This is a genomic window from Mycobacterium sp. (assembly GCF_044342925.1).
Taxonomy (GTDB): Bacteria; Actinomycetota; Actinomycetes; order Mycobacteriales; family Mycobacteriaceae; genus Mycobacterium.
On sequence record NZ_JBIIOV010000105.1, the window covers coordinates 1 to 12,164 of the forward strand.

Annotated in this window: 12 protein-coding genes; 10 read left to right on the top strand and 2 right to left on the bottom strand. The window is 69.3% G+C overall.

Going from position 1 to position 12,164, the window contains the following annotated elements; all coding sequences use genetic code 11:
- The 4 genes from ADBZ6I_RS11800 to ADBZ6I_RS11815 all read left to right on the top strand — a co-directional run.
- A partial coding sequence (locus ADBZ6I_RS11800) for a hypothetical protein (protein WP_526384030.1) occupies positions 1–124 on the top strand: 124 nt, incomplete at its 5' end.
- Between the two features lie 33 nt (positions 125–157).
- Entirely contained in the window at positions 158–1,780 is a 1,623-nt protein-coding gene (locus ADBZ6I_RS11805) for an MFS transporter (protein ID WP_526384010.1), read from the top strand.
- 94 nt (positions 1,781–1,874) lie between these two features.
- The gene (locus ADBZ6I_RS11810; RefSeq protein ID WP_526384012.1) at positions 1,875–3,368 is read left to right on the top strand and encodes an MFS transporter; all 1,494 of its coding nucleotides are present in this window, start codon (positions 1,875–1,877) and stop codon (positions 3,366–3,368) included.
- Between the two features lie 98 nt (positions 3,369–3,466).
- Positions 3,467–5,215 (top strand): proline--tRNA ligase, encoded by a 1,749-nt coding sequence (locus tag ADBZ6I_RS11815; protein ID WP_526384014.1) that lies wholly within the window; start codon positions 3,467–3,469, stop codon positions 5,213–5,215.
- A gap of 39 nt (positions 5,216–5,254) precedes the next feature.
- On the opposite strand, the gene ADBZ6I_RS11820 is transcribed toward ADBZ6I_RS11815, so the two are convergent.
- Together ADBZ6I_RS11820 and ADBZ6I_RS11825 are read right to left on the bottom strand one after the other, a co-directional pair.
- The gene (locus ADBZ6I_RS11820) at positions 5,255–5,749 is read right to left on the bottom strand and encodes a ferritin-like domain-containing protein (protein ID WP_526384016.1); all 495 of its coding nucleotides are present in this window, start codon (positions 5,747–5,749) and stop codon (positions 5,255–5,257) included.
- Positions 5,746–6,360 carry a hypothetical protein gene (locus ADBZ6I_RS11825; RefSeq protein WP_526384018.1) on the bottom strand — a complete coding sequence of 205 codons (615 nt, stop codon included), beginning with the start codon at positions 6,358–6,360 and terminating at the stop codon, positions 5,746–5,748. The genes ADBZ6I_RS11820 and ADBZ6I_RS11825 overlap by 4 nt, the downstream gene beginning before the upstream one ends.
- Positions 6,361–6,442: 82 nt before the next feature.
- On the opposite strand from ADBZ6I_RS11825, the gene rimP reads away from it, so the two are divergent.
- The 6 genes from rimP to ADBZ6I_RS11855 form a co-directional block, all read left to right on the top strand.
- Entirely contained in the window at positions 6,443–6,997 is a 555-nt protein-coding gene (gene rimP, locus ADBZ6I_RS11830) for a ribosome maturation factor RimP (protein ID WP_526384020.1), read from the top strand.
- Positions 6,994–8,052, top strand: a complete 1,059-nt coding sequence (nusA, locus tag ADBZ6I_RS11835) for a transcription termination factor NusA (protein WP_526384022.1) — start codon at positions 6,994–6,996, stop codon at positions 8,050–8,052. Before rimP ends, nusA begins: the two co-directional genes overlap by 4 nt.
- Positions 8,053–8,205: 153 nt before the next feature.
- On the top strand, positions 8,206–8,442 hold the full coding sequence (locus tag ADBZ6I_RS11840; protein WP_526384032.1) for a DUF448 domain-containing protein: 237 nt from the start codon (positions 8,206–8,208) through the stop codon (positions 8,440–8,442).
- A gap of 79 nt (positions 8,443–8,521) precedes the next feature.
- Positions 8,522–11,302 carry a translation initiation factor IF-2 gene (gene infB, locus ADBZ6I_RS11845; protein WP_526384024.1) on the top strand — a complete coding sequence of 927 codons (2,781 nt, stop codon included), beginning with the start codon at positions 8,522–8,524 and terminating at the stop codon, positions 11,300–11,302.
- Positions 11,303–11,320: 18 nt separating this feature from the next.
- Positions 11,321–11,803, top strand: a complete 483-nt coding sequence (gene rbfA, locus ADBZ6I_RS11850; RefSeq protein ID WP_526384026.1) for a 30S ribosome-binding factor RbfA — start codon at positions 11,321–11,323, stop codon at positions 11,801–11,803.
- Positions 11,778–12,164 (top strand): DHH family phosphoesterase (locus ADBZ6I_RS11855; protein ID WP_526384028.1); only part of this gene is annotated, 387 nt, incomplete at its 3' end. The genes rbfA and ADBZ6I_RS11855, both read left to right, overlap by 26 nt.

Here is a 12,164-nt window from a genome sequence, read left to right on the forward strand (position 1 = left end):
CGAGCGGATCCTCCGCGCCACCCTGGCTGACGTGCCCGAACGCATCCGTGAGGAGGGGATTCGGCCGCCGGCGATCATCGTCGTCGGGCCGGTGGCCGGATTCGAGACGCTATCGAGACTTTAAAGTCTTCTTAATATTGGGGTAAGGTAGGCCGCTATGACGGCTCTCAACGATGCTGAGCGCACCGCACCCTTCAGACGGGTGACCCGCGGTTTCGCCAATCGGAACGGCCATCGGAACGCCTCCAGCGACCGCTCGGCGCAGTTGCCCGCCTCGGTAGACCGCGGCCCGGTGGTTCCCAAGAACCCGCGCACCCCGGCGTGGCTGCCCTCCAAGCGGTTTCTCGCCGCGGTGTTCGCCATCGGCGGCATGCAGCTGCTGGCCACCATGGACAGCACCATCGCGATCGTGGCGCTGCCCAGGATCCAGGATGAACTCGGCCTGTCCGACGCCGGGCGCAGCTGGGTGATCACCGCCTACGTGCTGACCTTCGGTGGCCTGATGCTGCTGGGCGGGCGGCTGGGCGACACCATCGGCCGCAAGCGCACCTTCATCGTCGGTGTGACGCTGTTCGTCATCGCCTCGGTGCTGTGCGGAATCGCTTGGGACCAGACGACTCTCGTCATCGCGCGGCTGCTGCAGGGCGTTGGGGCGGCGATCGCCTCGCCGACCGGCCTGGCGTTGGTGGCCACCACGTTCGCGAAGGGCCCGGCCCGTAACGCGGCCACCGCGGTGTTCGCCGCCATGACCGGCGTCGGTTCGGTGATGGGTCTGGTCGTCGGCGGTGCCCTCACCGAGTGGTCTTGGCGGCTGGCATTCCTGGTCAACGTCCCGATCGGCCTGCTGGTGATCTATCTGGCCCGCACCACGCTGCGAGAGACCCACCGCGAGCGGCTGAAGCTTGACGCCGCCGGCGCGCTGCTCGCTACGGTCGCCTGCACCGCCGCGGTCTTCGGGTTCACCCAGGGTCCGGAGAAGGGCTGGATGGCTCCCTCCACGCTGGGCGCCGGCCTGGCCGCCGTGCTCGCCTTCGTGGCCTTCGTGGCCGTGGAGCGCACCGCGGTGAACCCCGTCGTCCCGTTCGCCCTGTTCCGTGATCGCAATCGGTTCGCCACCTTCGCCGCGATCTTCCTGGCCGGCGGGGTGATGTTCACCCTGACTGTGCTGATCGGCCTGTACGTGCAGGACATCCTGGGCTACACCGCCCTGCGCGCAGGCCTCGGCTTCATCCCGTTCGTCGTCGCCCTCGGAGTAGGCCTGGCTATCTCCTCGCAGCTGGTGTCGGTCTTGCCGCCCCGGCTGCTGGTCATCGCCGGCGGCGTGTTCGTGCTCGGCGCCATGCTGTACGGCTCCACCCTGGATGCCGGCATCCCGTACTTCCCGAACCTGGTCATCGCCATCGTGGTCGGCGGCCTGGGCATCGGCATGATCGTGGTTCCGCTGACCGTCTCGGCCATCGCCGGGGTGGGTTCCGACCAGATAGGCCCCGTCTCGGCTATCGCCCTGATGCTGCAGAGCCTGGGCGGCCCCGTGGTGCTGGCCATCGTCCAGGCCGTCATCACCTCCCGGACGCTGTACCTCGGCGGAACCACCGGACCGGTGAAGCGGATGGACCCCGAGCAGTTGCATGCGTTGGACCAGGGCTACACCTACGGTCTGCTGTGGGTGGCCGGCGTGGCGGTCGTCGTCGGTGTCGTGGCGCTGTTCATCGGCTACACGGCCAAGCAGGTCGCGCATGCCCAGGAGGTCAAGGAAGCGATCGACTCCGGGGACATCTAGCGGGCGGTCTGGCTTGAGCCCGACGACGATGCGGGCCCCCGGGCCCGAGGAGGAGTCGGGAATCCGGCTCGTCGGCTAGGTAGGGTGGCTACCCATGGCTGGCGCGAGCATTCCCGAACCGCCGCCCAGAACCCTTGCCGCCAGCGTGCTGGGCATCGCGATCGTCGCGATCACCGGCATGCAGCTGATGGCCACGCTGGACGGCACCATCGTGATCGTCGCCCTCCCTCGGATGCAGGCTGACCTCGATTTATCCGAGGCGGCAAAGAGCTGGGTGATCACCGCGTACGTGCTCACCTTCGGTGGCCTGCTGTTGCTGGGCGGCCGGGTCGGCGACGCGATCGGCCACAAGCGGGCGTTCATCTCCGGTGTCGGGGTCTTCACCATCGCCTCCATGGCGTGCGGCCTGGCCACCGACGGCCCGCTGCTGATCGCCGCGCGGGCGGTGCAGGGCATGGGCGCGGCGGTGGCCGCGCCGACCGGGCTGGCACTGATCGCCACCACCTACGCCGTCGGGCACGCCCGAAACCAGGCCATGGCGATCTCGGCGGCCATGCAGGGCCTCGGGTCGGTGCTGGGTCTGGTGGTTGGCGGCGCACTCACGGTGATCTCCTGGCGCCTAACATTCCTGATGAACTTGCCGATCGGCATCTTCATCGTGTGGATCGCCCTGACGCGACTGGAGGAGACCCGGCACGAACGACTCAAGCTCGACATCTCCGGGGCGCTGCTGGCCACGCTGGGGTGCGGCGCGGGGGTCATGGTGTTCACCCAGGGTCCGGCGCGCGGTTGGTCCGACCCCTGGGTGATCGCGGCGGGGGCGGCCGCGGTTCTGCTGTTCCTGGCCTTCTTCATGGTCGAACGTAAGGCCGATCACCCCCTGGTTCCGCTGTGGCTGTTCCGGGACCGCAACCGGGTGGCGACGTTCGTGTCGCTGTTTCTGGCCGGCGGGGTGCTGCTGACGCTCACGGTGATGATCGGGCTTTACGTCCAGGACGTCCTGGGCTACTCCGCGCTGCACGCCGGAATCGGGTTCATTCCGTTCGCGCTCGCACTGGGTCTCGGAAACGTGTGCACCGCCCAACTGGCGCCCTACATCGCGCCGCGCTGGCTGATCATCGGCGGCGGCATCTTCGTGCTGGGCGCGATGATCTTCGGGTCCACCCTGACCCGGACCATCCCGTACTTCCCGGACCTGCTGCTGCCGATCCTCATCGGCGGCTTCGGCATCGGCGTCATCTCGGTGGTTCTGCCGCTGTGCGCACTGGCCAATGTCGGGCCGCGCGAGATCGGTCCGATCAGCGCCATCACCCTGATGGCCCAGAATCTCGGCGGCCCCATGGTGCTGGTGATCATCCAGGCCGTGCAGATATCCCGCACGCTGTATCTGGGCGGAACCACCGGCCCGGTCGCCGACATGACGCCCGCCCAACTCGACGCCCTTGACGCCGGCTACACCTATTCGCTGCTGTGGATCGCCGCCGTCGCCGTTCTGGTTGGCGCCAGTGCCCTTTTCATCGGATACACCGCTAAGCAGATCGCCGCCGCCCAGCACACCCGTGAGGCGGTCGAGGCCGGCGAATTGTGAAGACGGTCCCAGTGTGAAGACCGTCCTGCTGTGAAGACCGCTCTGCGACTTCTCCTCCTCGCGCGCTCGGCATCGGCGTCGAACTATGCTGACTCGCTGTGATCACCCGCATGTCCGAGCTGTTCCTGCGCACTCTGCGCGACGACCCGGCCGACGCCGAAGTCCCCAGCCATAAGCTGCTGATCCGGGCGGGCTACGTCCGGCCGATCGGGCCGGGCCTCTACAGCTGGCTGCCGCTGGGTCTACGGGTGCTGCGGCGGATCGAAGCCATCGTGCGGGAGGAGATGGTGGCCATCGGCGGCCAGGAGATCCTGTTCCCCGCGCTGCTGCCCCGGGCACCGTACGAGACCACCAACCGCTGGACCGAATACGGCGACGGGGTGTTCCGGCTCAAAGACCGCCGGATGAATGACTACCTGCTGGGCCCCACCCACGAGGAACTGTTCACTCTGACCGTCAAGGGGGAGTACAGCTCCTACAAAGACTTTCCGGTGCTGCTGTTCCAAATCCAGGCGAAATACCGCGACGAGGCCCGTCCGCGGGCCGGCATCCTGCGCGGACGCGAGTTCGTCATGAAGGACTCCTATTCCTTCGACACCACCGACGCCGGCCTGCGCGAGGTCTACCTGGCTCACCGCGACGCGTATCAGAAGATGTTCTCCCGCATGGCGATTCGCTATGTGATCGTCTCGGCGGTGTCCGGTGCCATGGGCGGTAGCGCTTCGGAGGAGTTCCTCGCGGAAAGCGAAGTCGGCGAGGACACCTTCGTGCGGTGCCTGGAGTCGGGATACGCCGCCAACGTCGAGGCCGTTACCACCGCGGCGCCCGATCCGCTGTCGACCGACGGGCTGCCTGACGCCGTCGTGCACGAGACCGGCGACACCCCGACCATCGCCACCCTGGTCGACTGGGCCAATGCGACACTGGGCCGTTCCGTCACTGCCGCGGACACCCTCAAGAACGTCATGCTGAAAGTCCGTGCGCCCGGCGGTGATTGGGAATTGCTTGCGATCGGGATTCCCGGCGACCGCGATGTCGACGACAAGCGCCTCGGCGCCGCGCTCGACCCCGCCGAGTACGCGATGCTCGACGACGCCGACTTCGCGAAGTATCCGTTCCTGAAGAAGGGGTATATCGGCCCGAAAGCCCTGCTGGACAACGGTGTTCGTTATCTCGTTGACCCGCGGGTGGGCACTGGAACCTCGTGGATCACCGGCGCCGACGAGACCGGCAAGCACGTCGTCGGCCTGGTGGCCGGACGCGACTTCACCCCGAACGGCACGATCGAGGCGGCCGAGGTCCGCGACGGCGATCCCGCCCCGGATGGCGCCGGACCGCTGGTCAGCGCCCGCGGCATCGAGATCGGTCACATCTTCCAGCTGGGCCGCAAGTACACCGACGCGTTCACCGTCGACGTGCTCGGCGAGGATGGCAAGCCGGTGCGGTTGACCATGGGCTCCTACGGCATCGGGGTGTCGCGGCTGGTGGCGGTGATCGCCGAGCAGCACCACGACGAGCTCGGCCTGCGCTGGCCGGCGTCGGTGTCGCCGTTCGATGTTCACCTGGTGATCGCGAACAAAGACCCCGAAGCCCGTGCCGGTGCCCAGGCCCTGGCCGCGGAGCTCGATGTCCAAGGCTTCGACGTGCTGCTCGACGACCGGACATCCTCACCGGGAGTCAAGTTCAAAGACGCCGAACTGCTCGGTGTGCCCTGGATCGTCGTGCTGGGCCGCGGTTGGGCCGAGGGCAAAGCCGAACTGCGCAACCGTTTCACCGGGCAGACTCAGGAGATCGCGGTCGCCGATGCGGCCGCCCAGATCGCGGCGGCACTGGCCCCAGAGGACTGAACCCCAGAGGACTGAACCCCGGCGGACTGAACCCGCCGGCTACTCGCTACCGCCGGGGAACGCCTCGGTCACCGGCCAGGCGCCCAGCACCCTGCGCCACCGCGCGGCCAGCACCGCGCACTGGGTGAGAGCGGTACCGCCGAAAGCGCGATCCTGCTCGAGGTCGGTCTGCTCGAGCACCGCACGCCAGGCCACCGCGCAGTCGCCCTCCATCCGCACGGCCAATTTGGCTGCGCTGGAAGGGGAGTCGACGACCATCGGGAGCTGATAGCCCACCGCCGGTAGCGGTGCCTTGATCGACCGCTCGTTCATCATCGTGACCGCGGCCTCACGCCGCTCGCGGTGCTCGGCCAGCGACCGGGAGACCAGTTTGTTGTCCTCGGGCATCACATGCGGCGACACCAGGCCATAGCCGTAGATCGCCGCATGTTCGGCGGCGATCGCGTCGAACAGCGCGCCCGGCCCCGGCTCTGCGGGCCGGTCCGGATCGGGCGTCGGTTCAGCCGTCGTCGACGGCGAAGCGGGGGAGGTCACCGCGGCTTCCTCTCGGTCGGCTTGTCTTGCGCCGGCTCCGGCGGCGCGTCCGGGGTGTCCGGGGGCAGCCCGACAGTGAACGACGTCGTGCAGGCCGCGGCGATCGACCCCATCAGCCCGGCGCGGTAGCCGGACAGGGTCGGTACCAGCTTGGCCGCGCTGTCCGCCGATTTCCGCAGTGCATCGATGACGTCGCGGAGCCTCGGTGGTGGCAGAGCTGGCTGCTGCGCGGGCGCCGGGGTCGCCGACGTCGTCTCCGGAGTCTCGGTCGGGGTCGGCTTGCCCGCCGCGCGTGCCAGTTCCTCCACCAGAGCGGTGGCATGCCGGGCGCGTTCGGCGGCCACCTCGCTCAGTGCCGCGGCGACCGCCGGCTTGGCGGCCTTGGCCGCCGCCGTGGCCATCTCGCTATCCCGCCGGGCGGCGGCGAGTTCGGCCTCCAGCGGATCGGGAGCCGGGGGTTCGGACCGCCCGCACGCCACCGTCGGACCGACGAGAGCCAGCGCGAGCAGGCCACGTCCGCTGCCGACGAGGACGCGGCGTCGGCTGAGCACGCGCGAGGGGAATGGGTCGGGGTCGAGCACGCGCGAGGGGAATGGGTCGGGGTCGAGCACGCCAACATCCTGCCATTCCCCTTGCCGTTGCTGGCGTATCGTTGGTGGCCGGTCGGAACAATTCAAGATTGAGGAGCTCGCCGTGACGGAGCGGACCCCGGGTTCTTCGCCGGGCTTGCCCACGCGGGAGCAGGTGATCGAGCTACTCGCCGACGAGTTCGCGCGCTGCGGCTACGAGGTCGACGACGTGGCCGTCGACACGCGCTCCCGGCCGCCGCGGATCACTGTGGTCGCTGACGGCGACACCCCGATCGACCTCGAGACCGTCTCGGAGCTGTCCCGATCCGCGTCCGCGGCGCTCGATGCCGCCGACGCCGGATGGGACTCCTACGTGCTTGAAGTCAGCTCTCGCGGGGTGGACCGCCCGCTCACTGCCGAGAGGCACTTCCGCCGGGCCCGGGGACGCCGCATCGAGGTGTCGCTGGCCGACGGGGATACCGTCACCGGCCGGGTCGGGGAGACCGGCGCCGGCGCGGTGGACCTGGTGGTCCGATCCAGCGGGGACTGGAAGGTTCGCCGCCTGCCACTGAACGAAATCCGCAAAGCCGTTGTCCAGGTGGAGTTCTCCGCACCCCCCGCCAGGGAACTCGAATTGGCCGGCGTTGCTCGTCTGACACCCACGGAGGCCGGGGCATGAACATCGACATGGCCGCACTGCACGCGATCGAGGTCGACCGGGGCATCTCGGTCGACGAACTGCTCGACACGATCAAATCGGCGCTGCTGACCGCCTACCGCCATACCGACGGGCATCAGCCCGACGCCCGCATCGAGATCGACCGCAAGAGCGGCGCGGTGCAGGTGCTCGCCCGCGAGACCGATGCCGACGGCAACCTCATCAGCGAATGGGACGACACTCCCGAGGGCTTCGGCCGGGTCGCCGCCACCACCGCCCGCCAGGTGATGCTGCAGCGTTTCCGCGACGCCGAGAACGAGCGGGTGTACGGCGAATTCTCCGCCCGGGAAGGCGACATCGTCGCCGGGGTGGTGCAGCGAGACGCCCGCGAGAACGCCCGCGGCAACGTGGTGGTCCGGCTCGGCAGCGAGACCAAGGGGTCGGAAGGCATGATCCGTCCCGCGGAGCAGGTCCCGGGGGAGTCCTACGGACACGGCGACCGGCTGCGCTGCTATGTCGTCGGGGTCACCCGCGGCACGCGCGAACCGCGCATCGAACTGTCCCGCACCCACCCGAACCTGGTGCGCAAGCTGTTCTCGCTGGAGGTCCCCGAGATCGCCGAGGGGTCGGTGGAGATCGTGGCGGTCGCCCGGGAGGCGGGGCACCGATCCAAGATTGCGGTGCGGGCGAAGCCCGGCGGTCTCAACACTGGTCTTAATGCGAAGGGGGCCTGCATCGGGCCGATGGGCCAGCGGGTGCGCAACGTCATGAGCGAACTGTCCGGCGAGAAGATCGACATCATCGACTTCGACGAGGACCCGGCCCGCTTCGTGGCCAACGCGCTGTCGCCGTCCAAGGTGGTGTCGGTGCAGGTGATCGACGCCACCACGCGCGCGGCCCGCGTCGTCGTTCCCGACTTCCAGCTTTCGCTGGCGATCGGCAAAGAAGGTCAGAACGCCCGGTTGGCAGCCCGGCTCACCGGCTGGCGGATCGACATCCGCAGCGACGCCGCCGCCCCCGAGACGGGGCCGGGAAACACCGCAGGGGCCGCGGAGCATTCCGGTCGGCAGGCCTGACTCCAGACTGGTTCTTCACGCCGCTGCGGTGACGTAGACTGACCTGTGATCCAGCGCGAGACTTCGGCCGCTGACGCACGCACCTCTCCGGTGCGAACATGCATCGGTTGCCGCAAGCGAGAGTTGGCCGTCGATCTGCTCCGAGTGGTGGCCGTGTCGACGGTGGACGGCCGATCCGCCGTCGCCGTTGACATACAAGGCTGCAACCCGGGCCGGGGAGCCTGGCTGCACCCCGACGACCGTTGCCTGACGGCAGCGATCCGGCGGCGGGCCTTCGGTCGAGCGCTCCGGATCACCGGTACACCGGACACAGCCGCGGTGGTCGAGCATTTTCAAGGGCTCGCACCACCCGGGAGAGAACAGGTAGCGAAGAACATGAGCACACCGTGAAGTCCCGATGACCATGCGTCATAGCTAAACCCGAGGCGCGGCCTACCCACCGCTGTCGCCTCTACGAGATGGAGAAGTAGTGGCAGGTAAGGCCCGCGTACACGAGTTGGCTAAGGAACTCGGTGTCACGAGCAAGGAAGTTCTCGCTCGCCTGAGTGAACAGGGCGAGTTCGTCAAATCGGCATCGTCCACAGTCGAAGCGCCGGTGGCGCGGCGGTTGCGCGAGTCCTTCGGCGGCGCGAAAGCGCCCGCGAAGGCCCCCGAAGCGCCGGCCGCCGCCAAGGCGGCGGCTGACGGCGGAGTGGTCGCCCCCGCACCACCCGCTCCCAAGCCGGCCGCGCCGGCACCGTCGGCTCCCCCCGCTCCGCCGGCCCCGGCCGTGCCCGCCGCTCCGGCGGCACCCACCGTGGCCGCCGCCCCTGCCCCCGCCCCGGCACCGGCACAGCCCCCCGCTGCGGGTCCGCGTCCCGGCCCGGCGGCTCCCAAGCCCGGATTGCCCCGATCGCCCCGGGTCGGCAACAACCCGTTCTCCTCAGCTCAGCCCGTCGAGCGTCCGGCGATGCCGAGGCCACAGGGCCCGGCTGGTCCCGGTGGGCCCCGGCCCGGCCCCGGCGGCATGCCGCCGCGTCCGGGCGGCGCCCCGCGTCCCGGTGGCGCCAGCCCCGGCAACATGCCCCCGCGTCCTCCCGGCGCCCGTCCCGGTGCGCCTGGTCGGCCCGGCGCTCCGCGCCCCGGCGGTGGCGGCCGTCCCGGCGGTCCCGGTCAGGGTGCCCGGCCCGGCGGTGGTGGCGGTAACTACCGCGCCGGCGCTCCCGGCGGCGCCGGTGGCGGAGCCCCGGCGGGTGCCGGTGGTTTCCGCGGCCGTCCCGGCGGCGGTGGACCCGGTGGAGGCGGCGGTGGACCCGGTGGAGGCGGCGGAGGCCGTCCCGGTCAGCGCGGTGGCGCGGCCGGTGCGTTCGGCCGTCCCGGCGGCGCCCCGCGTCGCGGTCGCAAGTCGAAGCGGGCGAAACGCGCCGAGTACGAGAACATGCAGGCACCGGTCGTCGGTGGCGTGCGCCTTCCGCACGGCAACGGCGAAGTCATCCGGCTGGCCCGCGGCGCGTCGCTGTCCGACTTCGCCGAGAAGATCGACGCCAACCCGGCCGCGCTGGTACAGGCCCTGTTCAACCTCGGCGAGATGGTGACCGCCACCCAGTCGGTGGGTGACGAGACCCTCGAACTGCTGGGCGGCGAGATGAACTACGTCGTCCAGGTGGTGTCACCGGAAGACGAGGACCGCGAACTGCTGGAGTCCTTCGATCTGACCTACGGCGAGAACGAGGGCGGCGAGGACGACCTCGAGCATCGTCCGCCGGTGGTCACCGTGATGGGTCACGTCGACCACGGCAAGACCCGTCTGCTGGACACCATCCGGCAGGCATCGGTCCGCGAGGGTGAGGCCGGTGGCATCACCCAGCACATCGGCGCCTACCAGGTCGCCGTCAACCATGACGGCAACGAGCGCCTGATCACCTTCATCGACACCCCGGGCCACGAGGCGTTCACCGCCATGCGTGCCCGTGGCGCGAAGGCCACCGACATCGCCATCCTGGTGGTGGCCGCCGACGACGGCGTGATGCCGCAGACGGTGGAGGCCATCAACCACGCCCAGGCCGCCGATGTGCCGATCGTGGTGGCGGTCAACAAGATCGACAAGGAAGGCGCTGATCCGCAGAAGATCCGCGCGCAGCTCACCGAGTACGGACTGGTCGCCGAGGACTTCGGCGGCGAGACCATGTTCGTCGACATCTCGGCGAAGAACGGCGTCAACATCCAGGCGCTGGAGGAGGCGGTCCTGCTGACCGCCGACGCCGCGCTGGACCTGCGGGCCAATCCCGACATGGAGGCCCAGGGTGTGGCCATCGAGGCGCACCTGGACCGCGGTCGCGGTCCGGTGGCCACCGTGCTGATCCAGCGCGGAACGCTGCGGGTCGGCGACTCGGTGGTGGCCGGCGACGCCTACGGTCGGGTCCGGCGCATGGTCGACGAGCACGGCGAGGACGTCACCGAGGCGTACCCGTCGCGGCCGGTGCAGGTCATCGGCTTCACGTCGGTACCGGGAGCCGGTGACAACTTCCTGGTCGTCGACGAGGACCGCATCGCCCGCCAGATCGCCGACCGGCGCAGCGCGCGCAAGCGCAACGCGCTGGCCGCCAAGGCCCGTAAGCGGATCAGCCTGGAGGACCTGGAGTCGGCGCTGAAGGAAACCAGCCAGCTCAACCTGATCCTCAAGGGCGACAACTCCGGCACCGTGGAGGCGCTCGAAGAGGCACTGCTGGGCATCCAGGTCGACGACGAGGTGGAGCTGCGGGTCATCGACCGCGGTGTCGGTGGCATCACCGAGACCAACGTCAACCTGGCGTCGGCTTCCGATGCGATCATCATCGGCTTCAACGTGCGCGCCGAGGGCAAGGCCACCGAACTGGCCAACCGCGAAGGCGTCGAGATCCGGTACTACTCGGTGATCTACCAGGCCATCGATGAGATCGAGAGCGCTCTCAAGGGCATGCTCAAGCCTGTCTACGAGGAGAAGGAGCTCGGCCGCGCCGAGATCCGGGCGATCTTCCGGTCCTCCAAGGTCGGCAACATCGCGGGCTGCCTGGTGCAATCGGGCATCATGCGCCGCAACGCCAAGGCCCGGTTGCTGCGCGACAACGTGGTGGTCGCGGAGAACCTCACCATCTCCTCGCTCAAGCGTGAGAAGGACGACGCCACCGAGGTCCGGGAGGGCTTCGAGTGCGGTTTGACCCTGACCTACTCCGACATCAAAGAGGGCGACGTCATCGAGACCTACGAGCTGGTCGAGAAAGAGCGGGTCTAGCCCTGATGGACGATCATCATGGCTGACCCCGCACGGGCGAAGCGGCTGGCCAAGCGGATCTCGACCATCGTCGCCTCGGCCATCGAGTACGAGATCAAGGATCCGCGGCTGGCCGGGGTGACGATCACCGACGCCTCGGTGACCGGTGACCTGCACGACGCCACGCTGTATTACACGGTGATCGGCCGCTCGCTCGATGAGGAGCCCGATTACGCCGGTGTGGCTGCGGCCTTGGAGAGTGCGAAAGGCGTCCTGCGCAGCATGGTCGGGGCCCGGACGGGGGTGAAGTTCACGCCGACCTTGGCATTCGTCCGCGACACCGTTCCCGATGCGGCCCACCGGATGGAGGAGTTGCTGGCGCAGGCTCGTGCCGCGGACGCCGACGTGGCGAGGATCCGTGCCGGCGCCACGCCAGCAGGCGACGCGCAGCCCTACCGTGTGTTAGAAGTAGAGCCTGAAACGGACGAGAGGTCTGATGACGGCGATCGAGCCGACGACTGAGGTCACCGGTAGGCGTATCCATGCCGCCGGTGCCGCCGAGGTGCTCGCAGCCGCCCGTTCCGTGGTGTTGCTGTGCCATGTGCAGCCCGACGCCGATACCGTCGGCGCCGCGCTCGGGCTCGGTCTCGTTCTGCTTCGTGCCGGCGCCCGCGTGCAGGTCAGTTTCTCCGCCGCCGACCGGCTGCCCGAGTCGCTGAGCGAGCTGCCCGGGTGCGGACTGGTGGTGCCGCCGGCTGAACTGCGCCGCGACGCCGATCTGGTCGTCACCGTCGACACTCCGAGTCCGAATCGGCTGGGTGAGCTGGCCGAACTGATCGTCGGCCGCGACGTTCTGGTGATCGATCACCACCGCTCCAATACG